Below are 26,231 nucleotides of genomic sequence, written 5' to 3'. Positions count from 1 at the left end.
GCGACCGCAGCGTCGGCACCGACACTGAGCTGATCGAGAAACTCGGCGGCAACGACCCGTGCCCCTGCGGCTCCGGGCGGCGGTTTCCGCCGATGCTGCCGGTCCACCGGCCGCTTCGACGACAGCCTCGGCCACTACTACGTCCGCGACCGCTGACGAGGACGGTCACCTGGCGGCCTGCTCCGGCCGGACGGAGCAGGCCACAGCCCGATGGCGCACCCGGCGGCCCCGCCCAGCATCCATTCCGTCACGGTGTGTAGATAGGGAGTGGGCGGAGGAGGGGAGTGAGGACTTCCTGGGCGTGTTCCAGGGTGATGAAGTCCTCTACGGGGATGGGGATGATCTCGGCGATGTCGAGGTGTTCGTAGATGTGTTCGCCGAGCATTCGGGCCCGGTCGTCGAACGGCCAGTACATGGAGATCCAGGACTTCTTGATGTACGTGGCGTCCGGGGAGGACACCTCCACGCCCTGGGCGGCGAGGGCGGCGCCGGTCAGGTACCAGTTGAACTGGCATTCGGTCCAGTAGCCGTAGTCGTTGACCACCTGGGTGACGTCGGTGGCCGCGAGCATCACGCCGTGCTGGGACTCGTAGAAGGCCCTGACCTCCTCGGTGCCGCGCAGGGTGATGCTCAGGCCGTCGATGTTCATGTAGTAGAGGGGGGTCTCGGCCATCATGTCCTCGGCGAAGAGTTCGTCGCCGCGTCCGGTGAGTTCAAGCAGGTAGTGGCGGCGGACGACTTCGGCGATCTGGCGATGCCGGGAGTTGCCGCTCGTGGCGATGAATTCGTCGAGTTCGCGGGGAACGTTGGTGATGTCGAGCTTGGCCATGTAATGCCTCCGTTGGGGGATCTGTTCCGCGCGGGGTGGCGTTACCGGCCCGAGGTCGCACACCGTGGCGTTCCATCGGGGGCGGAGATGGAACGGGATGGCACGTGATGCGCACACGTTGCGGCACACGGCAGCTGCTGAAGATGTCTGGCATCTGTTCCATTCCTGGGGAGAAAGAAGAGATGCGTAACGCCCAGAGGCTGTCCGTACCGATCCATCTGGAGCGGCCATCAGCCAGGTCACTGCACGAGCAGCTCGCCGAGCAGCTTCGTAAGGCGATCGACGCGGGCCAGTTCGCCGCGGGGACGCGCATGCCATCGACCCGCACCATGGCGGAGGTCCTGGAGATCTCCCGGGGTGTGGTGGTGGCGGCGTATGAGGCACTGCTTTCCGAGGGCTACATCACGGGGAGGAAGGGGTCCGGCACGTACGTCGCCGCGCGGCCGCACCGGAAGGAGCACGGCCCGGCGGCGGAGCCGGTCGAGGAGGAGCATTCGCTGATCGACATGCGGCCGGGGCGGGCCTGCACCGCCGGGTTCCCGCTCACCGAATGGCGTTCCGCGTGGCGGCGGGCCAGCCACCACGTGCCGTTCGCCGGGGAGCCGCCGCCGCTCGGCCTGCCGGAGCTGCGGCAGGCGATCGCGCTGCACCTGCGCGACTCCCGCGGCCTGGTGCCGGCCCAGCACGAGATCGTCGTCACCGACGGGTACGCCTCCGCCGTCCGCCTGCTCGTCCAGGCCCTGGGGCGGCCGGTGGTGATCGGCCTGGAGGATCCGGCGCCGCCGAGGACGCGGGCGGCGTTCGCCGCGCATGGCACCGTGGTGCCGCTGGTCGTGGACGAGGAAGGCGCCCAGCCCGCGCTGATCCCGGACAACTGCGACATCGTGGTGCTGATGCCGGAGCGCAACGATCCGCTCGGGGTGCGGATGTCGCCGCAGCGGCGGCAGGAGATCGCGGACTGGGCGGCTCAGAACCGGCGAATCGTGGTCGAACCTGCCTCGGACGGGGTGTTCAGCGTCGGCAGCAGCCCACTGCCCAGCATCCTGGCGATCGGCGACGCCGGGTCGACCGTGATGATCGGCACGTTCTGCGAGGTGCTCACCCCGGCGGTGCGGGTCGCGTATCTGGTCGCCCCTCGCCACCTGGCCGAGGTGATGGCCGACCAGGTTTCCGAGCGGCCTTCGGCCGTGTGCCAGCGGGCCTCCGCCGAACTGCTCAGATCCGGTTCTGTCGGGCGGCGGCTCAGCCGGCTGTCCACCCTCTACCAGCCGAAACGGCTGCTGATCCAGGCCGCGCTGGGAGGTTTCGCCGAAGTCGGCCTGGCCGGGCCGGATTCGGGGTCGTCGATGACGCTGCTGCTGCCCGGTGACGTACGCGCGGGGGAGATCGTGCGGATGCTGCGCCGCAACGAGCTCATCGCCGCCGACCTGGCCGACTACTGCCATCCGGACGGCCACCACCGCAACGGCGTGGTCATCGGGTACGGCCACCTCGACGACATGACGCTCCGCCGGGCGCTGCGGCTCATCACCCGCGCCCTCGACGATCACGGCCTGGCACGGCGCACCCACCGGTACCGGAGAACCGTCGCGTGAAACCCGATGGCGCCCAGGGGGTGGATTCGGCCACGATAGATCGCGAAGGGATGTGACAAGCGGTGACGGACGAGCGGCGGCTGGTACAGGTCTCCAAATACCTGTCCAAACACCTGCGGCACCAACCCGAGCGGATCGGGATCACGCTGGACGCCAACGGCTGGGTGCCGGTGCCGGAGCTGCTGGCGGCGGCCAGGGCGCACGGCTTCCCGATCTCGCGGGACGAGCTGGCCGACGCGGTCGCGGGCAACGACAAGCAGCGGTTCGCGGTCGAGGGCGACCGGATCCGGGCCAGCCAGGGCCATTCGGTTGAGGTGGATCTCGGCCTGCCCGAGGTCGAGCCGCCGGGGTTCCTGTTTCACGGGACGGTCGCGGCGAGCGTGCCGGGGATCCAGGCGGACGGGCTGCGGCCGATGCGCCGCCAGCACGTGCACCTGTCGCCGGATCAGGAGACCGCCACCCGGGTCGGGGCGCGGCGCGGCCGTCCGGTCATCCTGTCGGTTGATTCCGGGGCGATGCACGCGGCGGGCCATGTCTTCTATCGCAGCGCCAACGGCGTCTGGCTGACCGCGCATGTGCCGCCGCCGTTCATCCGTTTCCCCGGCTGATCAGGTCAGCGTACGCCCCTGGGGCGGAACTGGATGCTGATGCGCGGGCCCATCGCGCGGGCGGACTTGGGTACGGCGTGTTCCCAGGTGCGCTGGCAGCTCCCGCCCATCACCAGGAGGTCGCCGTGACCGAGGTCGTGGCGGAGGGTGGGGCCGCCTCCGCCGCGCGGGCGGAGCAGCAGGCTGCGGGGGGCGCCGATCGAGATGATGGCGACCATCGTGTCCTCGGTCCTGCCCCGCCCGATACGGTCGCCGTGCCAGGCGACGCTGTCGCGGCCGTCACGGTAGAGGCACAGGCCCGCGGTGCGGAAGGGCTCGCCTAGTTCGGCCGCGTAGTGGGCGTTGAGCAGGGCTTTCGCCTCGTCGAGCGCCGGGTCGGGGAGAGTGTCTTCTTCGCCGTAGAAGCTCATCAGGCGTGGGACGTCGACCATGTGGTCATACATCTGGCGTCGTTCGGCGTGCCAGGGCACGGTGTCGGCCAGGCGGCGGAACAGGGTGTCGGCGCCGGTCATCCAGGCGGGGCGGATGTCGATCCAGGCGCCGTGGGCGAGCGGGGTCCTGCGGACGGTGCCGTCGAGCGGTCCCGGGCCGACCTCGTCGCCCCAGTCGAGCAAGGACCCCTGGAAGAGTGTCTCCATGTCTCGACTGTACAAACAGATGTTCGACTTCGTCATATTAGGGCTGGCTTATATAGAGGCGGGCCGGCATCCCGAACAGGATCGGAACCTCGCGGGCGCGGGCGGTGTAGAACAGCCGGAGGTGCAAAGATGAGACGATTTTTCGTGATTTTCGGGTCTATGGCGATCGTGGCCGCGATGGCTGTTCCCGCGTACGCGGGTAACTGGGCGGTCACCGAACTGGATCCGCTGCCCGATCGGATCGAGGCCGACCAGGCCTACACGGTCGGCTACTGGGTGCTCCAGCACGGCACCCATCCCTTCGAGGGCTCAGAGAAACAACTGGGCGAAACCGGCCTGCGCCTGACCGACGAGAAGGGCACCGTCCTCACATTCACCGGCTCCCGCCTGCCCGAACCCGCCCACTACGCGGTAGCCGTCAAGATCCCCCAAGGCACCTGGCGCGTCCAGGGCATCCAGGGCATCTTCATGGAACACGAGGTCGGCACCCTGACCGTCCCCGGCACCCTGACCCTCGCCCCACCCCAGTTCCCCGCCCTCGACGGCGCGCAAGTAAAGGACTACTGGGGCGAAATCAAACCCCCAGGCTTCCCCTGGAAGGGCGAGGTCACCGGCCAATCCCCGCCGACCTCCCAGGCGGTGGCAGCCCAGCCGACCCCACAGGCGACCAACGCGGCGCTTACCCAGCCAAAGGAGGAAGCATCGGCAACAACGCCCATCTACCTTCTGGCGCTAGTCGCCCTGCTCTCCATCGCGGGCACCCTCGTCGTCCAGCGACTCCGGCCACGCCGACGCCCCCCTCTCGAAGAACCCGACCCCACCCTCGAAGACATCGTGGTCATCGGCGGAACCAAGCACTCATAACCCCCCACCCGCCAGGTTCCTCGCCGTTATCCGGCGCCGTTTACGCAGGCGTCAGTTCTCGCCGCACCGGCGCCAGGAGGGCCAATCCGCCTCGGGAGGTTGGTTCTCGCTGGCGCCAACGGTGCCGGCGCGAGGAGATTCAGTCTTCGAAGGGGAGGAAGACGCGGAAGCGGGTGTCGCCTGGGGTGGAGTCGACGCGGATGTCGCCGTGGTGTTTTTTGACGACTATCCGGTAGGAGATGTCCAGGCCGAGGCCGGTGCCCTCGCCGACGGGCTTGGTGGTGAAGAAGGGCTCGAAGATTCTGGGGCGGATGGCGGGCGGGATGCCGGGGCCGGTGTCGGCGATCTCGACGATCAGGTTCTTGGCCTCGCGCGTGGTCCGGATGGTCAGCGTGCCCGTCTCGCCCATCGCGCTGATGGCGTTGTCGATGAGATTCGTCCAGACCTGGTTGAGCTCGGCGGCGTAGGCGGGAATCGGCGGGAGATCGCGGTCGTATTCCTTGACCGTGCGGATGCCCTGCGGGATCTTGGCCTGCAGCATGGTCAGGGTCGCGTTGAGCAGGTCGTGCACGTCGACCGTCTGGTGCGGGGCCCGGTCCAGCTGGGAGTACTGCTTGGCGGCGGCGACCAGGCCGGAGATGCGGGAGACCGCGTCGTCGATCTCGCCCATCAGCAGTTCGGTGTCGATGGTGTAGGTGAGCCAGCGGATCGCCGGTTCCAGGTTCTCCGGGCCGATCGCGCCGGTCACCTGCTCCAGCCACTCGGCGTCGACGCCGCCGGCGACCAGCGTCGGCGCGATGTCCCACCCGGCGGTCACGTCATGATCGTCCAGCCAGTCGGCCAGCGCCTCCTCGGCGTCGGAGGTCGCCAGCGCGGACAGGTGCGGCGCGCTGGCCGCGCGTTTTACGGCGGCTTCCTGGAGTTCGACCAGTTTGTGCAGGCGGGTTCCGTCCAGGCGGCCGTCGGCGATCATCGCGAGCTTGGTGCGCATGCCGGTGACCCGCTCGCGCAGGACCGCGGTGGCCCGCACCGCCGCCGCGGCCGGATTGTTCAGCTCGTGGGTGAGCCCGGCCGACAGCGACCCGAGCGCGATCAGCCGCTCCCGCTCGCCGACGATGGTCTGGCTGGCCCGCATGCCGAAGAACAGCCCCTCCAGCAGGTGCATGGCCATCGGGAACCACTCCCGGGTCCAGCCCGCGAACAGGTCGGCGGGGATCTCCAGCACCGCGACGTCGCTGATCGCGTGCACCGTGTTCATGTAGATCTGGTCGACCTGCTCGCCGAGATAGGCCTGGGTCGCCCCGCCGTACACGCCGCGCTGTTCGGTTCTGGTGACCTCCACCTCATCGCCGTGGATCAGCCGGGTGAGCGTGATCACCCCGCTGAGCAGCACGATGAAACATGTCGCCGGTTCGCCCTCGCGGTAGACCGTCTGCCCGGCCGGATACCGCACCACCCGCCCGTGCTCGGCCAGCAGCCCGAGCTGGTGTTCGTCGAGCTTCTCGAAGAGGAACAGCGTCCGCAGTTCGGCCGGGGTCAGCAACTCGCTCACTGCGCCTCCAGATAGCGGTGGATGAGCGACACGGCCATCGCTCCCTCGCCCACGGCGGAGGCCACCCGCTTGACCGAAGCGGCGCGCACGTCCCCGGCCGCGAAGACCCCCGGCATGCTGCTTTCCAGATGGTACGGATCACGCGGCAACGTCCACCCCGGCGGACGTTTACCCTCGCAGAGCAGGTCAGGCCCGGTCAGCACGAAACCGAGCCGGTCCCGCAGCACCGCGTCGTCCAGCCAGCCCGTCCTGGGCTCGGCCCCGATGAAGATGAACAACCAGGACGTGTCCACGTCCCGAGTCTCCCCGGACCGCGGATCGCGCACGGTCAGCCGCTCCAGATGCTCGTCCCCGTGCGCCGCGGCCACCTCGCTGTGCGGCCAGACCGTGATGTTGTCGATGGCCTCGATCTGCTGGATCAGGTAGCTGGACATGGAATGCCGCAGGTCGGCCCCTCTGATCAGCATGTGCACGCGGGAGGCGTACCGCGCGAAGTGCACCGCCGCCTGGCCCGCCGAGTTGGCCCCGCCGACGATGTAGACGTCCTGCTCGAAGCAGCTCGGGGCCTCGGTCGAGGCGGAGCCGTAGAAGACGCCGCGGCCGGTCAGCTCGTCCAGGCCTGGCGCGTCGAGCATGCGGTAGGAGACGCCGGTGGCCAGCACGACCGTGTGGGCGGCGATCGAGGTGCCGTCGCCGAAGCGCAGCAGCCGGCTGGTGCCGCCGGACTCCAGGCCGATGGCCTCCCGCGTGGTCAGCAGCTCGGCCCCGAACCGCAGCGCCTGCCGCCTGGCCCGGTCGGTCAGCTGCGCGCCGGAGACGCCGTCGGGGAAGCCGAGATAGTTCTCGATCCTGCTGCTCTGCCCGGCCTGCCCGCCGGTGGCGCGCTGCTCGACCAGGACCGTGCGCAATCCCTCGGACGCGCCGTACACGGCCGCGCCCAGACCGGCGGGCCCCGCGCCGACCACGACCAGGTCGTAGAACTCCAGCGACGGGGTGGTGGTGAGCCCGACGTGCACCGCGAGATCGGCTTCGCTGGGCGCGGCCAGCGTCTTGCCGTCCGAGGTCAGCACCAGCGGCACGTCGTCGGCGGTGAGCCCGGCCGCGGCCAGCAACCGCCCGCCCTCCGGCTCGTCGGCCAGCAGCCACCGGTACGGCACCAGGTTCCGCGCCAGGAAGTCCCGCACCGCGAACGACGGCGCCGACCAGCGATGCCCGACCACCCGGACCTCCGAGGCGGGCGGCTCGGGGCTGGCCCGCCAGGCGTCCAGCATCGAGTCCACCACCGGGTAAAGCTTCTCCTCGGGCGGGTTCCACGGCTTGAGCAGGTAATGGTCGACGTCGACCAGGTTGATGGCGTCGATGGCCGCGTCGGTGTCCGCGTACGCGGTGAGCAGCACGCGCCGGGCCAGCGGGAACAGATCCATGGCCGATTCCAGGAACTGGATCCCGTTCATGTGCGGCATGCGGTAGTCGGCCAGCAGGACCGCCACCTGATCGCCGCGCAGCTTGATCTCCCGGAGCGCTTCAAGTGCGTTGTCGCCCGAGTCGGCGCGGACCACCCGATAGCGGTCGCCGTACCGGCGGCGCAGGTCGCGGGAGACGGCCCGGGAGACAGCCGGATCGTCATCGACCGTGAGGATCGCGGGGTTCGGCATACCCCCACGGTATAGCCACTCGCTGGAAAGAGGACAGCTCAGGCTGCTCCGGCGAACCAACGGATAAATCATCTTGCCTGGCGTTTGTCCTGGTCATCGACCTGGGCATCCAACCGATCATGGGGGAACTTCGTGGCACTGGTATAGACAGAACTGTCCGTTTTCCGGATGAATGCCTCCCGGGCGTCATCCGCTATCTGATCCTCGACGACCTGCCCGCCGATCAGCTCTCGGGTGAGTTCGACCCGATCGGCACGGTGGACGTGCCGGGGCACGTCGAGATCACGTACGTGGCCGACGGCCCCGCGCGGCTGGCCGAGGTGCCGGACATGGACGGCCTCGACCTCGACAACGTCCGCGATGAGGACCTGCGGATCGTGGCCCGCATGGAAGGGTTGCGCGACCTCAGCCTCAGCGGGGACTTCACCGACGACGGCCTGGTCGCGCTGCGGTCGCTGCGCCGCCTGGAGACGCTCAACCTGCGCTCCGACCGGATGACCGGTGACGTCGTCTTCCCCGATTCGCCGCTGCTCACGGTCAGGTTGCGCGGGCGGAACCTCAGCGACCAGGTGTTCTGGCGGGTCGCCGAGCTCCCGCTCGCGGTGCTGGCCGTGACCGGCGACGGGATCAACGGGTCCGGCTTGGGGGCGCTGGTGACGCCGCCGGACCTGGGCTATCTGCGGCTCGGCGGGCTGCGGCTCGATCCGGGCCAGCTGCGGCGGCTGGGCCGTACCCGCAGCCTGCGGGTGCTGTCGCTGGCCGGCGCCGTGGACGCGGACGCCGTGCTCAGCCTCGCCCCGCCACTGCGCGAGATCGACCTGGACCGGGTGCCGAGGGCCGCGTGCGCCCGCTTCCTGTTCGCCGGTCTCGCCGTCAACGGCCTGTACGCCGCCCCGGAACACGCCGACGCGTACGCCAGGATGCTGGCCGACTACGACCCAGGCCCGCTCACCGCGCCGCAGCGCCCCCTGATCACCCAGCCCCACGAGCTGCACGCGCTGCTCGGCGGCCCGGCGCCGGTGCTGGTCGACTTCAGCGCCCCCGACTCGCTGGCCTGCGAGCGCCTGCGGCCGGTGCTCGACCGGATCCTCGCCGAATACCGGGGCGAGCTGGCCGGGGCCGCCATCGACATCGAGCAGTCGCCGAGCGCGGCCCAGTATTTCGGGGTCGAGTCGGTGCCGACCGTGGTGCTCCTGAACGGGGGTCAGGAGCTGCTGCGGCTGACCGGGTCGCCGTCTCCCACCGACGTCATCCAGCGGGTCACGGCCGTGCTGCAGAAGGAATCGGTGAGCGTATGACTTGCCCGGCATAGAAACAGAATGGAATTCTGTTGCCATGCGAACCACCGTGCGCGGGATCGACATCGAGTACGAGGTCTTCGGGACCGGCCGGCCGCTGCTGCTCATCATGGGTCTGGGCATGCAGATGGTGGCCTGGGACGAGGAGTTCATCGAGCTGCTGGTGGCCGAGGGGCACCAGGTCGCGCGATTCGACAACCGGGACATCGGGCTGTCCACCCATGTCGACGGGCCGGCCGATCTGATGGCGGCGCTGGGCGGGGACGCGTCGGCGGTGCCGTACACGCTGGAGGACATGGCCGCGGACACGGCCGGGCTGATGGACACGCTGGGGTGGGCGAGCGCGCACGTGGTCGGCGTCTCGATGGGCGGGATGATCGCGCAGACGCTGGCCATCGCCGCGCCGGAGCGGGTGCGCAGCCTCACCTCGATCATGTCCACGCCCGCCACCGCGCTCGCGCCCGCCACCGACGCGGCCATGGCCGCGCTGCTGGGCCCGCCCGCCAGGAACCGGGACGAGGCGATCCAGCGCGCGCTCGAGGTGTTCCAGGTGATCGGCTCGCCCGGATATCCGAGCGAGCCGGACCGGATCGCGCGCGTCGCGGGCGTCAGCTACGACCGCTGCTACGACCCGAAGGGTTCGACCCGGCAGCTCATCGCGATCACGTGCGCGCCGGACCGGACCGAGGGGCTGCGTGAGCTGAACGTGCCCGCGCTGGTCATCCACGGGGACGAGGATCCGCTGATCACCCCGCCGGGGGGCGTCGCCACCGCCGACGCCATCCCCGGCGCCAAACTCCTCACCTATCCGGGCATGGGTCACGATCTGCCCCGGCCGCTCTGGCCGGAGTTCGTGGCCGCGATCACCGAACTGACCGGGCGGGTCGGCTAGATGTCGAGCTTGTCCTCGATGGCACGCAGGCTGTGCCGGGCCATGGCCAGATTGGCCCTGGCCCGGTCCAGGGCCAGATAGAGGAACAGGCCCTTGCCGCCGCGGCCGGAGATCGGCCGGATGAGGTGGTACTGGCCGCTCAGCGAGATGAGGATGTCCTCGATGGTGTCCTGGATACCGAGCGACTCCATGGTCCGCAGCTTGGCCTTGACCACCTCGGTGTTCCCGGCCCCCGCGATCTGGAGGTCCAGATCCTTGGAGCCGCCGAGGGTGCCGAGTGCCATCCCGCTGCTGTAGTCGACCACGGCCGCGCCGATGGCGCCGTCGATGGCCATCATTTCCTTGAGTGAGACGTCCATGTTCGCCATGGTTCTGCTCCTTGGTGTCTATTGGTGCTCGACGATGGCGGCGATCTTCGCCGCCGTCTTCCTGCCCTCGATCCGCAGCAGCCCGAGGTTGGCCCCCTGGGCCGCGAGCACGGTGAGGACGAGCTTGGGGCCCGCGGCGTAGCAGGCCGTGTGGCCGCGGGTGCCGGAGATCAGCGTCTCCTCCAGGTCCCCGACCTGGGTCAGTTCGGTCATGCGGCGGCTCATGGAGAGCACCGCCGAGGTCAGCGCCGCCGTCTGGTCGACGGCGCCGGGGAGGTCGGCCGACACGAGCATGCCGTCGACCGTGCAGGTCAGCACCCCGGTGATCTCCGGGGTACGGCCGCGCAGCAGCAGCATCTCCTCGTGTATTTCGCGGCGCAGATCCATGGAGAAACCCTTTCCGGCCCGCTTGAGCCACGGGCGCGCGATCACTGGAGGGCCTCCAGCGCGTCACGCAGCCTGATGAGCAGATTCACGTCCGTCGGGTCTCCCGTGGTCTGCGGCGTGATCGTGTGCGACGGCGCGCCCAGCCCTGGGCGCAGCCCCGACCGGTCGGTGCGGCGCGGCAGCACAGCGTCCGGCTGCGGTTCGGGTTTCGGTTCGGGTTTCGGTTCGGGCTCGGGCCGTACAAGGAGATCCGCGGCGGCGAGTTCGCGGACGGCCACCAGCGTCGCGTACGCGGACAGGCCGATCTTCTTGGCCAGCTCGGCGGGGGTGCTCTCGCCGTCGGCGGCCAGCAGGATCTCCCACTGGGCAGACGACACCACCACATGTTTGGAGCCGATCCGCCGCACCGGCCGCACCGGCTTGCCGTCCAGCTCGGCCGAGGGCCAGGCCCGGTCCAATCTGGCCCTCCTCCGGCGGCACTCCAGCAGCAGCGCCGGCACGTCGAAGTACCAGTACGTGCCCAGCCAGTGCCGGTCCCCGTCCTTGAACCTGAGCTTCGGCCCGGCCATGCCGAACAGGAAGAACGACGCGTCCAGGGTCGCTCCGAGCACGCAGAGCTGAAGCTCCCCCCGGGTCAGCACGCCACGCCTGACCAGCATGTCGCCGCCGTCCCCGGCCGCGGCCTGCCGGGTGGTCCTGACCCCGTTGGCGCTGATCCGCCCGGACGTGGTCAGCAATTCCTCCACGCTCGGCGTGCCCTGGCACTCCACCAGGCAGACCCGTCCCTCGTGCAGGTAGATCGTCCCGGCCCGCCCCGCCCGCAGGGCGCCCGTCGCGCCGCCGTCGGCCAGGCTGGTCAGCGTCGCCTCGATGCTGTCGCCCATGCTTCACGAGGCGATCAGCTGGCGCGAGATGCTCTGCAGCCGATGTCGTGCCAGGCCCAGATTGGCCCGGTTCAGATCAAGTTGCACGCAGATCAGCAACGGCCCGTCGAAGGGCGTGTCCATCGGCCTGATCAGCTGGTACCCCTGATCGGTGGTGACGATCACGTCGTCGATTCGGACCGTTCCAGTGGGGGAGGAGAGGGCCAGGCCGGTCTGGATGGCGCGAAAGGCCTCGCTCAGCCCGCTCGCCGAGCGTTCCGGATCGGACATGCCCCGGGTGGCGACGGCGGTCTCGCTCGCGTGGTCCACGAGGATCGCGCCGAGCGCCCCGGGAATGGACATCGCCTCGAAGAGACAGTCCTCAATTGTGATCACCCGTGACTCTCCTCCCGCCTGACAACCCGGCCAAGAGTAGAGAAATCCCGGAATATCAACTACATGGATCTATGGGACGCCTGAGACCAGGCGGAAGGATTGATAATCATGAGTAAGGATTGCTCCCCCGGATAGAAGGAAACGCATATTCGGAGGGGATTTGTGAGGATTGTTCATCTCAATGCGGGCGCCTGGGAGAATAGGACTATGCATCGGATACTGGTCAGCGCGTGCCTGCTCGGCAGCCGCGTACGCTTCGACGGCAAGGCCAAGACCAGCGAAGATGCCCTGCTCGCAGGCTGGCGCACGGAGGGCAGATTGGTCTCGTTCTGCCCAGAGGTGGCCGGAGGCCTGCCGGTGCCCCGCCCACCCGCCGAAATCGAACGCGGCGCGGGCGGCGACGCCGTCCTCGCAGGCACGGCCCACGTCCTGCGCGCCGACGGCACGGACGTGACCGACGCGTTCGTGGCCGGAGCCCACGCGGCGCTCGCCGCCGCCCATCGTCATGGCGTACGCCTCGCCATCCTCAAAGAGGGAAGCCCCTCCTGCGGCCCACTGAAGATCTATGACGGCACCTTCGCCGGACACGCGACCCCGGGACAGGGTGTCACCGCCGCGCTGCTGACCGCCAACGGCATCCGGGTTTTCGGCGAAGACGACATCGCCGCCGCGGCGACCTATCTGGCGACTCTGGAAACCAATTAGTACAGGGTCTCTTCCAGGTCCGTGATGATGGCTTTCTCGTCGGGTTTATGGACGAGGACGGTTTTCACGTAGGAGGCGACCGCGGCGGGGAGGCCGACGTCCTTGCCGGCGGCCTCGGACATGAACCAGCGGTGGTCGAGGACCTCGTGGAAGAGCTGGGCCTGTTCGAGTTTGCGGCGGAGAGGGGCGGGGACGGCGCTGACGACCGGGTGGAAGACCTCAGCGAGCCAGCGGTGGGCGACGATGGCCTCGTCCTCGTGGCGGAGGTCGTTGGCGGCGCGGAAGGAGTCGAGGTCGTTGAGGAGGCGGCGGGCCTGGTTCTCCTCGACGTCGAGGCCGGTGAGGCGGAGCAGGCGGCGCTGGTGGTGGCCGGCGTCGACGACCTTGGGGCGGACGATGAGGCGGCCGGTGCCGGCTTTGCGGCGGACCATCATCTCGGCGACGTCGAAGCCGAGGGAGTTGAGGCGGCGGATGCGCTGCTCGACGAGGTGCCAGTCGACCTCCTCGATGATCTCGTCGGAGTTGAGCTCGCCCCAGAGGCGGTGGTAGCGCTCGACGATCTGCTCGGCGAACAGGAGCGGGTCGATGGAGGCGTGGAGCAGGCCGCCGGCCTCCAGGTCGAGGAGCTCGCCGTAGATGTTGATGTGGGCGACGTCGATGTCGTGGTGGCGCTGGCCCTCGCTGATCATCGGGTGGAGTTCGCCGGTTTCGGCGTCGACGAGGTAGGCGGCGAAGGCGCCCGCGTCGCGGCGGAACAGGGTGTTGGAGAGGGAGCAGTCGCCCCAGTAGAAACCGGTCAGATGCAGCCGTACCAGCAGGACGGTGAGGGCGTCGAGCAGGCGGGTCAGGGTTTCCGGGCGGAGGGTGCCGGACAGGACGGCGCGGTAGGGCAGGGAGAACTGGAGTTGGTGGGTGATCAGCGCGGAGTCGAGAGGCTGGCCGTCGGCGTCGGTGCGGCCGGTGACGACGGCGACGGGTTCGACGGCGGGGGCGTCCAGGCGGGCCAGGTCCCACAGGAGCTTGTATTCGCGTTTGGCGTAGCGCTCGCTGATCTCCTTGATCGCGTAGACGCATCCAGACAGGCGGGCGAAGCGGACCACGTGCCGGGAGATGCCCCGGGGGAGGGTCACCAGGTGGTGTTCGGGCCAGTCCTCCAGCGGGATGTCCCAGGGGAGCCGGATCAGGTCGGGGTCGCTGGGGGCGCCGGTCATCTGCAGGGGCACCGAATTGCTCCAATTTAGGGGGCTTACGGGAACAGTGTGACGGATGTCCGTGCGGGCGGGGAAATGTAGGGTCACGGCATGACGCTGCTGGATGAGTTCGTTGACTGGTACCTCGATCAGCATCCGGTCCGGGCGGATCTGCTCGGGGCGGATGGGTACGACCGGACCCTTGGGGACTTTACCGAAGCGGGGTTCGCCCGGCGGGAGCGCGCGGCGGAGCTCTGGCTGGAGCGGCTGGAAGGGGTGGTTCCGGCCGATCTGGACGATCGCATCGATCACGAGCTGGCGCTGTCGTACCTGCGAGGGACGGTCGCGAGCGCGCGCTGGCCGGACTGGCGGCGCGATCCCGCGCCCTACCTGGGGACCGTGTTCGGGTCGCTGTACACGCCGTTCCAGCAGCGGCTGCGGCCGGAGGCGGAGCTGGTGAAGGCGGCGCTGTCCCGGCTGGCCGAGGTGCCGGGCGTGCTCGCCGCCTGCCGGGCCAACCTCGATCCGGATCTCGCCGCCGAACTGCTCGTCACGCGGGGTCTGGACCAGGCTCGTACGGCCCGGCGTTTCCTCACCGAAACGATCCCCGGCGTGGTCGAGGATCCCACGCTCCGGGCGCGCCTGGCGGAGGCGGCGGAACCCGCGGCGGCCGCGTTCGACGAGCTGGCCGACTTCCTGGCGGGGTTCAAGGCGGGCGGCAGCTGGCGGATGGGCGAAGAGCTCTACTCGACGCTGCTGCGCGAGCGGGAGCTGCTCGGGTACGGCTCCGCCGAGCTGCACGAGAAGGGCAAGGCCGAGTGGGCCGCGCTGGATCTGCGGATGGGCGAGGTCGCGCGCCGGTTGGGCGCGGATGACTGGCGGGCCGCGATGGAGTCCCTGATGGACGACCATCCGCCGACCCTGGAGGCGATGCGGGAGGAGTACGAGGCCGAGACCATGCGGGCGCGCGACTTCGTCCGTGATCACGAGCTGGTCACCTTCCCGGACGGGGAGGAGTGCTTCGTGCTGCCCTCGCCGGAGTTCCAGCGCCCGATCCTGGCCGTGGCCAGCTACCTGGCGCCGCCGCCGCTGACGCCGTCCCGCACGGGGGTGTTCTTCGTGCCGTACACGCCGGACGGCTTCTCCGCCGAGCAGGTACGGCAACGCCTGCGCACCAACTCGCGCGCGCAGATCCCGTCGATCGCCGTGCATGAGACCTATCCGGGGCATCACTGGCATCTGGCCTGGATGGCGAGTAATCCCCGGCGGGTACGGAAGATCTTCCGGACGCCGTATTTCGCGGAGGGGTGGGCTCTGTATGTGGAGCGGATGATGCACGAACAGGGATATTTCACGACGCCGCAGACCGAGTTGGCGCATCTGGACTGCCGGATCTTCCGGGCGGCGCGGATCGTGGTGGACACCGCGTTGCACTGTGGCGAGATGACCGTCGAAGAGGCCGAAACGTTCATGTCGACGAAGGCGTCACTGTCGCCGGGGACGGCCAAGGGTGAGGTCAGCCGGTACTGCGCGTGGCCGACGCAGGCGCCTTCCTACCTGACAGGCGCGATCGAGATCGAGAGCATCCGGGCCGAATTCCAGGGGGATCTGCGGACATTTCATGACGTGCTCGCCGGGAGCGGAGGGTTGCCACTCGGATTGGCGAGGATGGCGGCACTGGGTTCCTGAGAACATCCGGGTTACGCGCCGTTATCCGGCGCCGTTTACGCAGGTGATGCTTCTCGCCGCACCGGCGCCAAGAAAGGTCAGCGGTGGGGCCGAAGAGGCGGTTTTGTGGCCCCACCCGAACCCGCCCAGAGCAACGCCTTCTCGGTCCCGATCTCCGAAGGCGAGTGGGACAAGGCCACCCTCCGGCCTTGCGCCGAGCCTCGGTCACCAATCGGTCGGGATTCGTGTTTCGCGCCGGAGTCGGGAAAAGGCTGCGGCGCTGGGTCAGGGTTTCTCCTCCCTGCGGGGGAACGCCGGTGGGTTGAGGGCGCGGTTGATCACGTCTGTTAGTTGGTCGTCGGTCAGGATGGTGGGTTTGCCGATGGTTAGGGAGCGGACGTAGAGCTCGCAGAGCCATTCGAGGAGGCGGGTGGAGTCGAAGGCTTCGGTGAGGGTGGTGCCGATGGTCATGCCGCCGTGGTTGGCCATGAGGGCGGCTTTTCGGCCTTCTAGGGCGGTGCGGACGTTTTCGGCTAGTTCGGGGGTGCCGTAGGTGGCGTAGGGGGCTACCCGGATGGGGCCGCCGAGGAGCAGGGCGTTGTAGTGGATGGGCGGGAGTTCGGTCAGGGTGCTGGCGACGACCGTGGTGAACATGGCGTGGGTGTGGACGATGGCGGTCGTCCCGGTGGCGGTGTAGACCGCCAGGTGCATGGGGGTTTCCGAGGACGGCTGGAGGTCGCCCTCGACGAGGTGGCCGTCCAGGGAGACGATGGGGCAGTCGTCGGGTTCGAGCGCGTCCAGGGCCACGCCGGAGGGGGTCACCGCGACGAGATCTCCGGAACGGGCGCTCAGGTTGCCCGAGGTGCCGATGACGAGCCCGAGTTCGACGGCGCGGCGGCCGTACCTGCACAGATCTCGTCTTAACTCCAACATGCCGGTCAATCTAGGCAATTGTCCGATATAACACCAGCCGGTCTATACCAGTTACCGTTATGGTGGACCCAAGGCACCTCCAGGACGGCAAATGATCCTCCGGTCATCCTACGTTTGTAACTAGGCATAACCAGGCAAAACGGCGGAAAGGAGTGCGTGGACTGTGAAGATTCATCGCAGTCGGGTTACGGGTTGGTCTAGACCGATCCCGAAGTCTTGACGCCTTCGTGAGCTAGCCGTACGTTCCTCAAACGTTTAGGAAACTTTCCTAATTGATCCCCGCCAGGAGAGTTGCATGACCAACACGCCCCGCGAGATCACGCGCCGCCAGATGTTGCGTCGCGTCGGCCTCACCGCCCTCGTGGCCGGCCCCGCCGCCGGTCTGCTGAGCTCGTGCGCCACCTCCGGTGGCTCGGAGGCGGCCCCCACGGCCGCCGCGTCCACCGCCGCCGCCGTGTCCGCCAGCAACCCGTTCGGGGTCAAGGCCGACGCTCCGCTTGAGGTCGTGATCTTCAAGGGTGGGTACAGCGACGAGTACGCCACCCAGTCGCACGAGCCGTTGTACAAGAAGGCGTTCCCCAACGCCACGATCAAGCACCAGGGCATCCAGACCATCGGTCAGACCCTGACCCCGCGCTTCGCCTCCGGCGACGTGCCCGACGTGGTGAACAACTCCGGCACCGACGCCCTGGACGGCGGCGCCCTGATCGGCGCCGGCCAGCTGCTGGACCTGACGCCGCTGTTCGAGGCCCCCTCGGTCGACGACCCGGCCAAGAAGGTCAAGGACATCATCGTCCCCGGCACCATCGAATCCGGCCTCGGCGGCGACCCCGCCAAGCCGTACACGCTGAACTACGTCTACACCGCCTACGGTCTCTGGTACGACTCGGCGCTGTTCGCGAAGGAGGGCTGGACCCCGCCGAAGACGTTCGAGGAGTTCAAGACCTTCGCCGAGGCGGCCAAGGCCAAGGACATCGTGCCGTTCGCGTACGCGGGCAAGAACGCCTCGTACTACGCGTACTGGATGATCCTCATCTCGGCCGCCAAGATCGGTGGCAACGAGATCCTGCTCAACATCGACAACCTGGTCGACGGAGCCTGGAACAACGACGCGATCAAGCAGTCCGCGGCGGCGTGGGCCGAAATCGGCAAATACATGGACAAGTCCTACGAGGGCCTGATCCACACCGAGGTGCAGACCCAGCAGAACCAGGGCAAGATCGCGCTTTACCCGTCGGGTTCGTGGCTGGAGGCCGAGCAGGCCAAGGACACCCCGGCCGAGTTCAAGTACGCGGTCGCCCCGACGCCCAGCGTCACCGCGGCCGACAAGATGCCGTACGAGGCGGTTCGCGCCGCCGCGGCCGAGGGCTTCGTCGTCCCGGCCAAGGGCAAGAACGCGCAGGGCGGCCTGGAGTACCTGCGCCAGATGCTGTCCAAGCAGGGCGCCAAGGACTTCACCGAGCGCACCAAGAGCCTCACCGTGGTCATCGGCGCCACCGAGGGCCTGACCCTCTCGCCGGGCCTGCAGAGCGTCGCCGACATGCAGACCGCGGCCGGCCAGAACGTGGTCACCTTCTCCACGTTCGAAGGCTGGTACAAGGAGCTGGAGACCGAGCTGCGCAAGCAGACCAACGCGCTGATGTTCGGGCGCATCTCGGCCGAGGAGTTCGCGACCAAGATGCAGGAGGCCGCGGACAAGACCAAGAACGACTCCTCGATCACCAAGCAGACCCGGAACGTGTGATCCGATGCGGCATGGCAAGCTGACGCCCCCGGTGCTGCGCAGGTACGGCTTTATCTTCTCGTTCCTCATCGCGCCGCTGGTGCTCTACATCGTCTTCTTCGTCAGCCCGAACCTGCAGGCCATCCAGCTGGCGTTCACGAACTCGCGGGGCATCTCGCCGACGTTCGAGTATGTCGGGTTCGAGAACTTCACGAAGCTCTTCGACGACGAGGTGTTCTGGGCGGCGGTCCGGCACCACGGGGTCATCCTGCTTGCCATGCCGCTCGTGTCCCTGATCATCGCCCTGTTCTTCTCCTTCCTCCTGAACCTGGGCGGCGGGCAGCGGAACGGGCGCATGGCGGGGGTCTGGGGCTCGGGCTTCTACAAGGTCGTCTTCTTCTTCCCGCAGGTGCTGGCGGTCGCCATCGTGGGCGTGCTGTTCCAGGCGATCCTGCGGCCGGACAAGGACGGCATCCTCAACAGCGCGCTCGGCCTGATCGGGATCGACCCGGTCGGCTGGCTGATCGACCCGAACCTGGCGCTGTGGACCATCATCGGGGTGGCGGTCTGGCAGGCGGTCGGCTTCTACGTGGTGCTGTTCTCCGCGGGCATGGCCTCGGTGCCGAAGGAGATCTTCGAGGCCGCCGCGCTGGACGGCGCGGGCCGGTTCATCCTGTTCTTCCGGGTCACCATCCCGCTGATCTGGAACACCGTGCAGGTCGGCTGGGTCTATCTGGGCATCGCCGCGTTCGACTGCTTCGCCCTGGTCCAGGTGCTCTCGGTGGACCGCGGCGGGCCGGACAACGCCACCACCGTGCTGCCGCTGGAGATCTGGCGGCAGGCCTTCACGTACTACAAGTTCGGCTATTCGTCCGCGATGGGCGTCGCCCTGGTCTTCCTGGTGCTGACGTTCGCGGCGCTCACCCTCCGGGTGACCCGGCGCGAGAGGATCGAGTACTAGATCATGGCCACTCGCACCGTGACCAGAAGCTCCGGGACCAGAAACCCTGGGACCAGACGCCTCGGGACCAGACGCCAGGGCCCCGGCGTCTTCGGGGGGCTGTCGCACCTCGCGCTGTTCATCTGGACGATCCTCACGGTCGCCCCGATCGTCTACACCTTCCTCAGCTCGTTCAAGACCAACACCGAGCTGTTCGGCGGAAAGTCGCTGGCGCTGCCGGCCAACTTCCACTGGGACGCCTGGGGCCGGGCCTGGGAGAAGTCCAACATCGGCCAGTACATGATCAACACCGTGATCGTGGTGGCCATCTCCACATTTTTCACCATGCTGCTGGGTTCGATGGCGGCGTACGTCCTGGCCCGCTACCGGTTCGCCGGCAACCGCCTGATCTACCTGCTGTTCGTGTCAGGCCTGTCCATCCCCCCGTTCCTGGCGCTCTCCTCGCTGTACAAGGTGGTCCAGAACCTGGGGCTGCTCGGCACCCACGTCGGCGTCGTCCTGGTGTACGTGGCGTTCTCGCTGCCGTTCACGGTCTTCTTCCTGGCGGCCTTCTTCAAGGCGCTCCCGGACACGGTCGCCGAGGCCGCCGTGATGGACGGCGCCTCGCACACCCGCACGTTCTTCCAGATCATGATGCCGATGGCCAAGCCCGGCCTGATCAGCATCACGATCTTCAACGTGATCGGCCAGTGGAACCAGTACCTGCTCCCCATCGTGCTGCTCCCCGGCGACAAGCAGGACCTGTGGCTGATCACCCAGGGCATCGCCAACATCTCCACCAGCGCGGGCTACGAAGCCGACTGGGCCGCCCTGTTCGCGGCGCTGAGCATGGCCATCATCCCCATCCTGATCGTGTACGTCATCTTCCAGCGCCAGATCCAGTCCGGCCTCACCGCAGGCGTGGGCAAGTAGCTCAGGTCAGCAGCACCCCGGCCAGGGCCGCGCGGGAGGAGACGCCCAGCTTGCGGTAGACGCGGGCCAGGTGGTCGTCCACCGTGCGGCTGCTGAGCAGCAGCTTGGTCGCGATCTCCTTGCTGGTCAGGCCGGTCATCGCCAGCTCGGCGATCTGGCGCTCCCGCCGGGTCAGCAGCTCGCCCCGGCGCGGCGCCCGGGCGGCCAGGCGGCGCTGCTCCCGCTCGGCCTCCTCCACCAGCACGGTGGCCCCGATGTCCAGCGCGATGTTCTTGGCGGTGGCCAGCGCGTGGTGGGGGTCGGCGCGGGCGCCCGCCGTCATCAGCAGGGTGCGCGCCACATGCGGGCGCATGTTGACGTCGTTGAACAGGCCGATCGCCTGCTCGGCGAGGGCTTCCGCGGTGCGCTGGTCGCCTTCGGCCAGGCGGACGCAGGCCTGGGCGCGCAGCGCGAAGGCCCGCTGCGCGGGCAGCGTGAGCGCGTCGGCCGCGGCCATGGCGGCGCCGGCGGCGGCGCTGGCCCAGGCGATCTCGTCGCAGCCGAGCGCGGCCTGGGTGAGCGACTCCAGCCACATCGGCCGGTAGCCGGGCTGGCACTGCGGCATGCCGACCCCGCCGCCGATGCCCAGCAGCATCCAGCGGGCCCGGTCGGGTTCCCCGGCGACCAGCATGACCTGGGCGGACAGGCACACGGTGGTGGCCGACCACCAGCCGTCGACCCCGGCCACCGACTCCCCGGCCCGGGTGGCCAGGTGCACGGCCCGGCCCAGGTCCACGAAGGAGAGGGCCTCGGCGTGGATGGCCTGGACCAGCGCGAGCAGGGTGGGGCTGCCGGACTGGTGGGCGACGTCCTCGGCCTCCTGGCCGAACGTGATGGCCTCGGCCAGGCGGCCGGTGCGGCCGCAGATCTGGGCGGCGGCGGTGAGCACGTCGGCCAGGATGCCGCTGCGGCCGAGCGGCCGGGCCAGCGCGAGCGCGCGGCGGGCGTGCCGTTCCGCGTCGGCGTGCAGCTCCATGAAGAGCTCGGCCCAGGCCAGCCGGCTCAGGCAGGTGAGCTCGCGCATGACCTCGGCGTCGCTGAGGCCGTCGGCCAGCGCCCGGGCTTCGGCGATCGCCTCGCCGGAGGCCTGCGGATTGCCCTCGTAGGCGGCGGTGAAGGCCAGCAGGGAGTGCGCCGCCGCCTCCTCCTCGGGGGCGTCCGCCGCGGCGATCGCCTCGGCCACCTCCGACAGCGCGCCGGCGACGTCGCCCATCTGCAGCCGCAGGGTGGCGAGCTCGCGGTGCAGCCAGGCGCCCTTGCCGCCCTGCCCGACCTCGGCGGCCAGCAGCGAGGCCGACTCCTGGTAGCGGCCCAGCAGCCGTTCCACCACCGCGCAGGCGGCCACCACCTCACCGCGGGTGCCCACCGGCAGGTGCGGCAGCAGTTCGTGCATGGCCGTCCTGGCCGCCTCCAGCTGCCCGTCGAAGGTGTACGCCCTGGCCAGCAGCACGCGCAGCTCGACAGACGCGGGATCGGTGAGGTCCCCGACCAGGGGCAGGGCGGCCGTCAGCCAGTCGATGGCCGCGGCGGGGGCGACCATGATGGCCTCCCTGGCGGCCTCCATCAGCGTCTTCAGGTCGCCGGGGTCGTGCCTGCTGGCCGTACGGGAGACGTGGTGCGCCACCTCGCGAACGGGCGCGCGGAGCAGGGTGAGCTCGCGGGCGGCCACCCGGTGGGCGCTCATCCGCCAGGCGGGGTCGGCCTTCTCGTAGATCAGGCGGCGGAGCAGGGGATGCCGGAAGCGGAACCTGCCGTTGCCGTCCGGGCGGATCAGGTCGCGCGCGGCCAGCCGGCCGAGGGCCTCGGTGTGCGGGGAGTCCAGCACCATGGCGACGTCGTCGGGGGTGAACTCGTCGCCCAGGACCGCGGCCGACTGGGCCACCAGCAGCTCGGTGGCCGACAGCAGGGCGATCTCGCCGAGCAGCAGGCCGGTGAGGTCGTGGCGATGGCCGGAGCCGCGGTCCTCCTGGCCGGCCAGGGCCTCCAGGTAGAGGGGGTTGCCGCCGCTTTCCGTGTAGAGGGCGCGCAGCCCGGGGCGGTTGCCGATCAGGGCCTCCGCGTCGGCCAGGGCCAGCGGCGGGACCTCGATCCGGGTGTGCGGCACGGCGGCGGGCCCGGCTTCGGCCAGCGCGGCCGGGAGCCGTACGCCGCCCTGCCGGTCGCGGTAGGCGCAGACCAGCAGCACCCGCTCGGAGGGGAGCGGGCGGCGGAGCAGGTAGGCGAGCAGTTCGATCGAGCCGGGGTCGGCCCAGTGCAGGTCGTCCAGGATCAGCACGGCGGGGGCGTCCGCCGCGAGCTGGGCCCGCACCTCCCGGGCGAGCACCAGCCGGTCGCCGGTCGGGAACGGATCGAACGCCTCCTCGAAGGCGCGGTAGGGCATCTCCCGCTCGTACTCGGTGGCCCGGCCGCGGCGCACGGTCAGGCCGCGCTTCTCCGCGCGCCGGGCGAACTCGGTGAGCAGCCGGGTCTTGCCGATCCCAGGCTCCCCGACCACCTCGGCGAGACCACCACGCTCAGCCGCCTCAGCGAGCGCTGTCAACTCCGCGACACGTCCGACGAACACGGGACCCAGTAAAGTCCCGTAATACTACGGATGCTAGGAGTTCGGGGGACCTGACACCGTGATGTCACCGATCCCGCCTTCTGGGAGATCAGATGAACGAATTTCCCTTCCCCTTCTTCGGGGCAGGCGAAGCCAAGTACTACATGTGGGCCGAGGTCCACGTGCGTTTCGAGCGAGAACCCTCGAGTTACCAGCGCACGGCCATCGAATCGAGCTGTCCTGGACCGCTCCAGGACACGATCGACTGGTCCGAGGGGCGGCAGCTGGTCGTCGCGAGTGGGTTGTTTCTGCACGGTGCGCTGGCCAGGGCCTACCCGGCCAAGTCTGGCGATGAGGATTACCTGGGGGATGACGGCTGGTTCTACGCGGCCGTCTCACGTGTGGAACGGTTCAATTCGGCGATCGAGTCCTGGCTCGGTTACGCCAACGATCACTGTCCGGTCATGATGGCCTACCGGGGCGAGGACAGCGACAGCGGCGGCACCGAGTTCTCCCGGTGGCACGAGTGGAGTGTCACCCAGCTGCCCCGGCTGATGCCGGAGCTGGAGCCGATCCTGGCCGAGTCGATCGCGACCCGGCAGCAGACCCACGCCACCCATATGGTGCGCGGGGTCATGTCCATGGCCCGCCGGTCCCGGGCGAAGACCTCGCCCGCGCCGGGGAGTGGCGCTCCGATGTTCTGAGCCGGGGATGGTTAGGCTCGGGCCATGGAAAATGAGCCCGAGCCGCCCTCCTGGACGAGGGACGGCAACACCCTCCGCCGCACGGTCACCGCACCCGACTTCCCGACCGCGATCGGCATCGTGACCGCCGTGGCGGTGGAGGCGGAACGCATGAACCACCATCCGGACATCGACATCCGGTGGCGTACGGTCCATTTCGCGCTCACCACGCACGACACCGGCGGGCTCACCGACCGGGACTACCAGCTGGCCGGGCACATCGACCGGATCGTGGCCGAACAGGGCGGCTCTTGTTAATCAGAAACCCGTCCCATAGCCAGCCGCATAGCCGCCGACCAGGCGACTCACCGCTGCGGCCGTCCAGATCACGACTTTCTAATTAATAGCCGAAGACGTCCGGGGGCGGCACCGGGGCGACCACCGGTTCGCCGTCCCTGATCGGCGCGGCTCCGGCGATGAAATTGGTCAGGTCCTCGCCGTGCACGCAGCGGGCTTGCGTGAGGCCGCCCGCCGCACTGCGCACCAGCCGGTCCACCGGCAGCTCGCGAGCCGACCCGACCAGGATGAGGTTGCCGAACCTGCGCCCGCGCAGCACGCCGGGCTCGGCCAGCAGCAGCACGTGCCGGAACGCGCGGCGCAGCGTGGCCACCAGCCGCCGCGCGAACATCAGGCCCTTGCCGTCGGCGGCGTTGACCAGCAGCGTGCCGCCCGGCCGCAGGATCCGCGCGACGTCGGCCAGATACTCGGCCGTGGCCAGCTCCACCGGCATGATCGCGCCGGTGAACGCGTCCAGCACGACCAGGTCGGCGAACGCGTCCTCGATCCCGGTCGCGCCCCGCCGCCCGTCGGTGATCCGCACCTTCAGGCGTGGTACGGACCTGAGCCCGAGCTGGTCGCGAACCAGCTGAACAAGCCCTTCATCCGGTTCGATCACGATCTGCCGGGACCCCGGCCGGGTGGCCGCCACATACCGGGGCAGCGTGAACGCCCCGCCGCCCACGTGCACCACATCCAGCGACCCACCTGGCAGGATGTCGATGACCGTGCCCATGAGCTGCACATACTCGAAGTCCAGATAGGTGGGATCGGCCAGATCCACATAGGACTGCGGCACCCCGCCGCTGCAGAGCACCCACCCGTACGGCCGGTCGAGGTCGCGCAGGAGTTCCACCTCGCCGTAACTCACCGGATACCGTCCCGGCAGGGGCTCCTTCACAACCTTCGCCATTCTGTCTCCTATGCGTGATATATCCAGGAGTGCACTCTCCAACGTCCAGGAGAAACCGTATGCGCAGGCGGCCGCTGCTCGTCCTGATCTCGGTGGCACTCGCCATATTCATCTCCGGCGTGACCGGCCTGATCATGAGCGGCCGGAACGAACCCGGCGCCACCGACACCGTAGCCACGCCTACCGCTCAGGCCAGCGTCCCGGCCGATGACCCCCGGGTGGACGAGGAGGGGGACACGCCGGAAGAAGTCGGCACCGCCTACCTGCAAGCCTGGGCCAAGGGCGACATGGACGCCATGGCGGAACTGCTGGTCGACGTGCCCCCGGAGTTCGCCACCCTGCACCGCGAGTTCCGCACCGCCGTCGGCGCCGACTCGATCGTGCTCTCGTCCGGCAGCGTCAATCCGACCGGCCCGAACAGCGTGGAACTTCCCTTCACCGGCAAATGGCAGCTGAAGGGGGATGAGGAGATCACCTACCCCTCGGTGCTCCGGCTGCTGAAGTCCGGTCCTTCCTGGAAGGTGGACTGGCTGCCCGACGTCATCCACCCCGACCTCCAGTTCGGCGGCCACGTGGTGCGCAGCCCGATCCCCGGCCAGGCGCCCCGGCTGGCGACCCGGGAGGGCGATCCGCTGCCGCTGGACAGCGGGGCCGAGCCGTACGTGGCGGATCTGATGGTGGGGGCGCACCCAGGGGAGGCGGGGTGGCTCGCGGAGATCCAGAACCCCGGGGAACCGGCCATCGAGCTGGTCCGCGAGGAGGGCGACGGGCCCGCGCCCCGGGTCACCACCACGATCGACCGCTACATCCAGATGTCGGCCGCGCGGGCCCTGGACGGCGTGGCCAATCCGGCCGCCCTGGTCGCCATCCGGCCGTCCACGGGCGAGGTACTCGCGGTCGCCGACCGGCTCGGCGGCAAGGGCGCCTTCCAGCAGAAGTTTCCGCCCGGCTCCACCTTCAAGATCGTCACCGCGGCGGCGGTGCTCGGCACCGGACTGACCCCGGACACCCCGGTGGCCTGCCCGGCGCGTTACCAGATCCCGAACGGCCGGTTGATCCTCAACTACCAGAGCAGGGAACACGGCACGCTCTCCCTCCGGCAGGCGTTCGCGCAGTCCTGCAACACCACGTTCGCCCAGCTCGCGGTGGAGCGCCTGACCGCCGACACGCTGGTCGCCGAGGCGGGCAGGTTCGGTTTCGGCGGCGACCTGGCCACCGGCGCGGGCGGCACCTGCGGGTCGCTCACGCCGCCGGGGAACGACGACGCGATGGCGGAGGACTCCTTCGGGCAGGGCACGGTGGAGGCCAGCCCGCTGTGCATGGCGGCGATGGCGGCGGCCGTGCAGAACGGGACCTGGCGCTCGCCGCACCTGCTGCCCGCCGCCCAGCTCCCGCAGCCGATGCCGCGCGAGCTGCCCGCCGACGTGGTGGCCGCGCTGCGCGTGATGATGGCGGCCGTGGTCACCGAGGGCACCGCGATGAACGGCGGGCTGCCCGCCGGCGTGGCCGGGAAGACCGGCACCGCCGAGGTCGGGCAGGGCCGGCCCGATCACGCGTGGTTCGTGGGCTATCAGGACGATCTGGCGTTCGCCGTCTTCGTCGAGAACGGCGGCACGGGCGCGGGCGCCGCGGTCCCGGTCGCGGCCCGCTTCCTCAACGCTCTGTAGTCGTTTTTGTCATG

General features: G+C 69.3%; 26 protein-coding genes. 14 read left to right on the top strand and 12 right to left on the bottom strand.

Features of this window, described 5'->3' with window-relative positions; translation table 11 throughout:
- Positions 1 to 29 precede the first annotated feature (29 nt).
- The gene (locus Amac_RS58145; protein WP_218041479.1) at positions 30 to 260 is read left to right on the top strand and encodes an SEC-C metal-binding domain-containing protein; all 231 of its coding nucleotides are present in this window, start codon (positions 30 to 32) and stop codon (positions 258 to 260) included.
- Here the strand turns inward: Amac_RS58145 and Amac_RS35460 are convergent.
- Positions 248 to 829, bottom strand: a complete 582-nt coding sequence (locus Amac_RS35460; protein WP_155358785.1) for a hypothetical protein — start codon at positions 827 to 829, stop codon at positions 248 to 250. The two genes, Amac_RS58145 and Amac_RS35460, sit on opposite strands and share 13 nt — an antisense overlap.
- A gap of 182 nt (positions 830 to 1,011) precedes the next feature.
- Between Amac_RS35460 and Amac_RS35455 the strand changes: the two genes are divergently transcribed.
- Both Amac_RS35455 and Amac_RS35450 read left to right on the top strand, forming a co-directional pair.
- Positions 1,012 to 2,424 carry an aminotransferase-like domain-containing protein gene (locus Amac_RS35455; protein WP_170322815.1) on the top strand — a complete coding sequence of 471 codons (1,413 nt, stop codon included), beginning with the start codon at positions 1,012 to 1,014 and terminating at the stop codon, positions 2,422 to 2,424.
- A 62-nt stretch (positions 2,425 to 2,486) separates the two neighbouring features.
- On the top strand, positions 2,487 to 3,032 hold the full coding sequence (locus Amac_RS35450; RefSeq protein WP_155358783.1) for an RNA 2'-phosphotransferase: 546 nt from the start codon (positions 2,487 to 2,489) through the stop codon (positions 3,030 to 3,032).
- 5 nt (positions 3,033 to 3,037) lie between these two features.
- On the opposite strand, the gene Amac_RS35445 is transcribed toward Amac_RS35450, so the two are convergent.
- Positions 3,038 to 3,670: an alpha-ketoglutarate-dependent dioxygenase AlkB gene (locus Amac_RS35445; protein WP_155358782.1), complete on the bottom strand. Its 633-nt coding sequence runs from the start codon at positions 3,668 to 3,670 to the stop codon at positions 3,038 to 3,040.
- Positions 3,671 to 3,799: 129 nt separating this feature from the next.
- Here Amac_RS35445 and Amac_RS35440 point away from each other — a divergent pair, with 129 nt between their 5' ends.
- Positions 3,800 to 4,534 (top strand): hypothetical protein, encoded by a 735-nt coding sequence (locus tag Amac_RS35440; RefSeq protein WP_155358781.1) that lies wholly within the window; start codon positions 3,800 to 3,802, stop codon positions 4,532 to 4,534.
- A gap of 139 nt (positions 4,535 to 4,673) precedes the next feature.
- Here the strand turns inward: Amac_RS35440 and Amac_RS57475 are convergent, their stop codons facing one another.
- Positions 4,674 to 6,086, bottom strand: a complete 1,413-nt coding sequence (locus Amac_RS57475) for an ATP-binding protein (RefSeq protein ID WP_281356380.1) — start codon at positions 6,084 to 6,086, stop codon at positions 4,674 to 4,676.
- A complete protein-coding gene (locus Amac_RS35430) occupies positions 6,083 to 7,741 on the bottom strand; it encodes an NAD(P)/FAD-dependent oxidoreductase (protein ID WP_155358780.1) in 1,659 nt (552 codons plus the stop codon). The genes Amac_RS57475 and Amac_RS35430 overlap by 4 nt, the downstream gene beginning before the upstream one ends.
- 119 nt (positions 7,742 to 7,860) lie before the next feature.
- Between Amac_RS35430 and Amac_RS35425 the strand changes: the two genes are divergently transcribed.
- Both Amac_RS35425 and Amac_RS35420 read left to right on the top strand, forming a co-directional pair.
- Positions 7,861 to 9,039, top strand: coding sequence for a thioredoxin family protein (locus Amac_RS35425; RefSeq protein ID WP_155358779.1), 1,179 nt, complete (start codon positions 7,861 to 7,863; stop codon positions 9,037 to 9,039).
- 37 nt (positions 9,040 to 9,076) lie between these two features.
- Entirely contained in the window at positions 9,077 to 9,931 is an 855-nt protein-coding gene (locus Amac_RS35420; protein ID WP_155358778.1) for an alpha/beta fold hydrolase, read from the top strand.
- Here Amac_RS35420 and Amac_RS35415 read toward each other — a convergent pair.
- The 4 genes from Amac_RS35415 to Amac_RS35400 are packed head-to-tail and all read right to left on the bottom strand — an operon-like array spanning position 9,928 to position 11,945.
- Positions 9,928 to 10,299, bottom strand: a complete 372-nt coding sequence (locus Amac_RS35415; RefSeq protein WP_155358777.1) for a hypothetical protein — start codon at positions 10,297 to 10,299, stop codon at positions 9,928 to 9,930. The genes Amac_RS35420 and Amac_RS35415 overlap by 4 nt on opposite strands.
- Positions 10,300 to 10,317: 18 nt before the next feature.
- Positions 10,318 to 10,731 (bottom strand): roadblock/LC7 domain-containing protein, encoded by a 414-nt coding sequence (locus Amac_RS35410; RefSeq protein ID WP_246268938.1) that lies wholly within the window; start codon positions 10,729 to 10,731, stop codon positions 10,318 to 10,320.
- On the bottom strand, positions 10,728 to 11,570 hold the full coding sequence (locus Amac_RS35405) for a MarR family transcriptional regulator (RefSeq protein WP_155358776.1): 843 nt from the start codon (positions 11,568 to 11,570) through the stop codon (positions 10,728 to 10,730). The genes Amac_RS35410 and Amac_RS35405 overlap by 4 nt, the downstream gene beginning before the upstream one ends.
- A gap of 3 nt (positions 11,571 to 11,573) precedes the next feature.
- Positions 11,574 to 11,945 (bottom strand): roadblock/LC7 domain-containing protein, encoded by a 372-nt coding sequence (locus Amac_RS35400; protein WP_155358775.1) that lies wholly within the window; start codon positions 11,943 to 11,945, stop codon positions 11,574 to 11,576.
- Positions 11,946 to 12,152: 207 nt separating this feature from the next.
- On the opposite strand from Amac_RS35400, the gene Amac_RS35395 reads away from it, so the two are divergent.
- The gene (locus tag Amac_RS35395; protein WP_155358774.1) at positions 12,153 to 12,650 is read left to right on the top strand and encodes a 2-thiouracil desulfurase family protein; all 498 of its coding nucleotides are present in this window, start codon (positions 12,153 to 12,155) and stop codon (positions 12,648 to 12,650) included.
- On the opposite strand, the gene Amac_RS35390 is transcribed toward Amac_RS35395, so the two are convergent.
- Positions 12,647 to 13,873 (bottom strand): DUF4032 domain-containing protein, encoded by a 1,227-nt coding sequence (locus Amac_RS35390; RefSeq protein ID WP_174900266.1) that lies wholly within the window; start codon positions 13,871 to 13,873, stop codon positions 12,647 to 12,649. The genes Amac_RS35395 and Amac_RS35390 overlap by 4 nt on opposite strands.
- Before the next feature lie 78 nt (positions 13,874 to 13,951).
- On the opposite strand from Amac_RS35390, the gene Amac_RS35385 reads away from it, so the two are divergent.
- On the top strand, positions 13,952 to 15,529 hold the full coding sequence (locus Amac_RS35385) for a DUF885 domain-containing protein (RefSeq protein WP_155358773.1): 1,578 nt from the start codon (positions 13,952 to 13,954) through the stop codon (positions 15,527 to 15,529).
- 264 nt (positions 15,530 to 15,793) lie between these two features.
- On the opposite strand, the gene Amac_RS35380 is transcribed toward Amac_RS35385, so the two are convergent.
- On the bottom strand, positions 15,794 to 16,441 hold the full coding sequence (locus Amac_RS35380) for a class II aldolase/adducin family protein (protein ID WP_155358772.1): 648 nt from the start codon (positions 16,439 to 16,441) through the stop codon (positions 15,794 to 15,796).
- A gap of 295 nt (positions 16,442 to 16,736) precedes the next feature.
- On the opposite strand from Amac_RS35380, the gene ngcE reads away from it, so the two are divergent.
- The 3 genes from ngcE to Amac_RS35365 are packed head-to-tail and all read left to right on the top strand — an operon-like array spanning position 16,737 to position 20,037.
- The gene (gene ngcE / locus Amac_RS35375) at positions 16,737 to 18,185 is read left to right on the top strand and encodes an N-acetylglucosamine/diacetylchitobiose ABC transporter substrate-binding protein (RefSeq protein ID WP_155358771.1); all 1,449 of its coding nucleotides are present in this window, start codon (positions 16,737 to 16,739) and stop codon (positions 18,183 to 18,185) included.
- Positions 18,186 to 18,189: 4 nt separating this feature from the next.
- Positions 18,190 to 19,125, top strand: coding sequence for a carbohydrate ABC transporter permease (locus Amac_RS35370; protein WP_155358770.1), 936 nt, complete (start codon positions 18,190 to 18,192; stop codon positions 19,123 to 19,125).
- 3 nt (positions 19,126 to 19,128) lie between these two features.
- Positions 19,129 to 20,037: a carbohydrate ABC transporter permease gene (locus Amac_RS35365; protein ID WP_155358769.1), complete on the top strand. Its 909-nt coding sequence runs from the start codon at positions 19,129 to 19,131 to the stop codon at positions 20,035 to 20,037.
- 1 nt (position 20,038) lies between these two features.
- On the opposite strand, the gene Amac_RS35360 is transcribed toward Amac_RS35365, so the two are convergent.
- Complete coding sequence (locus Amac_RS35360; RefSeq protein ID WP_155358768.1) at positions 20,039 to 22,639, bottom strand: ATP-binding protein; 2,601 nt, start codon at positions 22,637 to 22,639, stop codon at positions 20,039 to 20,041.
- 92 nt (positions 22,640 to 22,731) lie between these two features.
- Between Amac_RS35360 and Amac_RS35355 the strand changes: the two genes are divergently transcribed.
- Both Amac_RS35355 and Amac_RS35350 read left to right on the top strand, forming a co-directional pair.
- On the top strand, positions 22,732 to 23,322 hold the full coding sequence (locus tag Amac_RS35355) for a hypothetical protein (protein WP_155345691.1): 591 nt from the start codon (positions 22,732 to 22,734) through the stop codon (positions 23,320 to 23,322).
- Positions 23,323 to 23,346: 24 nt separating this feature from the next.
- Positions 23,347 to 23,619, top strand: coding sequence for a 4a-hydroxytetrahydrobiopterin dehydratase (locus tag Amac_RS35350; RefSeq protein ID WP_155358767.1), 273 nt, complete (start codon positions 23,347 to 23,349; stop codon positions 23,617 to 23,619).
- Positions 23,620 to 23,701: 82 nt separating this feature from the next.
- Here Amac_RS35350 and Amac_RS35345 read toward each other — a convergent pair whose 3' ends face one another.
- Positions 23,702 to 24,550: a spermidine synthase gene (locus tag Amac_RS35345; RefSeq protein ID WP_155358766.1), complete on the bottom strand. Its 849-nt coding sequence runs from the start codon at positions 24,548 to 24,550 to the stop codon at positions 23,702 to 23,704.
- Between the two features lie 59 nt (positions 24,551 to 24,609).
- Between Amac_RS35345 and Amac_RS35340 the strand changes: the two genes are divergently transcribed.
- Positions 24,610 to 26,217, top strand: coding sequence for a penicillin-binding transpeptidase domain-containing protein (locus Amac_RS35340; protein WP_155358765.1), 1,608 nt, complete (start codon positions 24,610 to 24,612; stop codon positions 26,215 to 26,217).
- Positions 26,218 to 26,231: the final 14 nt, after the last annotated feature.

It is taken from the genome of Acrocarpospora macrocephala (assembly GCF_009687865.1).
Taxonomy (GTDB): domain Bacteria; phylum Actinomycetota; class Actinomycetes; order Streptosporangiales; family Streptosporangiaceae; genus Acrocarpospora; species Acrocarpospora macrocephala.
Note: the sequence above shows the minus strand (reverse complement) of the source record. Positions and strands in the feature narration are given on the sequence as shown.

What these genes read in the sequence shown, in the direction of transcription:
- Amac_RS35445 (WP_155358782.1), bottom strand. Translation starts at nt 3,670, where the DNA reads ATGGAGACACTCTTCCAGGGGTCCTTGCTCGACTGGGGCGACGAGGTC.
- Amac_RS35420 (WP_155358778.1), top strand. Translation starts at nt 9,077, where the DNA reads ATGCGAACCACCGTGCGCGGGATCGACATCGAGTACGAGGTCTTCGGG.
- Amac_RS35345 (WP_155358766.1), bottom strand. Translation starts at nt 24,550, where the DNA reads ATGGCGAAGGTTGTGAAGGAGCCCCTGCCGGGACGGTATCCGGTGAGT.
- Amac_RS35370 (WP_155358770.1), top strand. Translation starts at nt 18,190, where the DNA reads ATGCGGCATGGCAAGCTGACGCCCCCGGTGCTGCGCAGGTACGGCTTT.
- Amac_RS35340 (WP_155358765.1), top strand. Translation starts at nt 24,610, where the DNA reads ATGCGCAGGCGGCCGCTGCTCGTCCTGATCTCGGTGGCACTCGCCATA.
- Amac_RS35365 (WP_155358769.1), top strand. Translation starts at nt 19,129, where the DNA reads ATGGCCACTCGCACCGTGACCAGAAGCTCCGGGACCAGAAACCCTGGG.
- Amac_RS35425 (WP_155358779.1), top strand. Translation starts at nt 7,861, where the DNA reads ATGGGGGAACTTCGTGGCACTGGTATAGACAGAACTGTCCGTTTTCCG.
- Amac_RS35405 (WP_155358776.1), bottom strand. Translation starts at nt 11,570, where the DNA reads ATGGGCGACAGCATCGAGGCGACGCTGACCAGCCTGGCCGACGGCGGC.
- Amac_RS35430 (WP_155358780.1), bottom strand. Translation starts at nt 7,741, where the DNA reads ATGCCGAACCCCGCGATCCTCACGGTCGATGACGATCCGGCTGTCTCC.
- Amac_RS35415 (WP_155358777.1), bottom strand. Translation starts at nt 10,299, where the DNA reads ATGGCGAACATGGACGTCTCACTCAAGGAAATGATGGCCATCGACGGC.
- Amac_RS35460 (WP_155358785.1), bottom strand. Translation starts at nt 829, where the DNA reads ATGGCCAAGCTCGACATCACCAACGTTCCCCGCGAACTCGACGAATTC.
- ngcE (WP_155358771.1), top strand. Translation starts at nt 16,737, where the DNA reads ATGACCAACACGCCCCGCGAGATCACGCGCCGCCAGATGTTGCGTCGC.
- Amac_RS35380 (WP_155358772.1), bottom strand. Translation starts at nt 16,441, where the DNA reads ATGTTGGAGTTAAGACGAGATCTGTGCAGGTACGGCCGCCGCGCCGTC.
- Amac_RS35385 (WP_155358773.1), top strand. Translation starts at nt 13,952, where the DNA reads ATGACGCTGCTGGATGAGTTCGTTGACTGGTACCTCGATCAGCATCCG.
- Amac_RS35440 (WP_155358781.1), top strand. Translation starts at nt 3,800, where the DNA reads ATGAGACGATTTTTCGTGATTTTCGGGTCTATGGCGATCGTGGCCGCG.
- Amac_RS35455 (WP_170322815.1), top strand. Translation starts at nt 1,012, where the DNA reads ATGCGTAACGCCCAGAGGCTGTCCGTACCGATCCATCTGGAGCGGCCA.
- Amac_RS35355 (WP_155345691.1), top strand. Translation starts at nt 22,732, where the DNA reads ATGAACGAATTTCCCTTCCCCTTCTTCGGGGCAGGCGAAGCCAAGTAC.
- Amac_RS35395 (WP_155358774.1), top strand. Translation starts at nt 12,153, where the DNA reads ATGCATCGGATACTGGTCAGCGCGTGCCTGCTCGGCAGCCGCGTACGC.
- Amac_RS35350 (WP_155358767.1), top strand. Translation starts at nt 23,347, where the DNA reads ATGGAAAATGAGCCCGAGCCGCCCTCCTGGACGAGGGACGGCAACACC.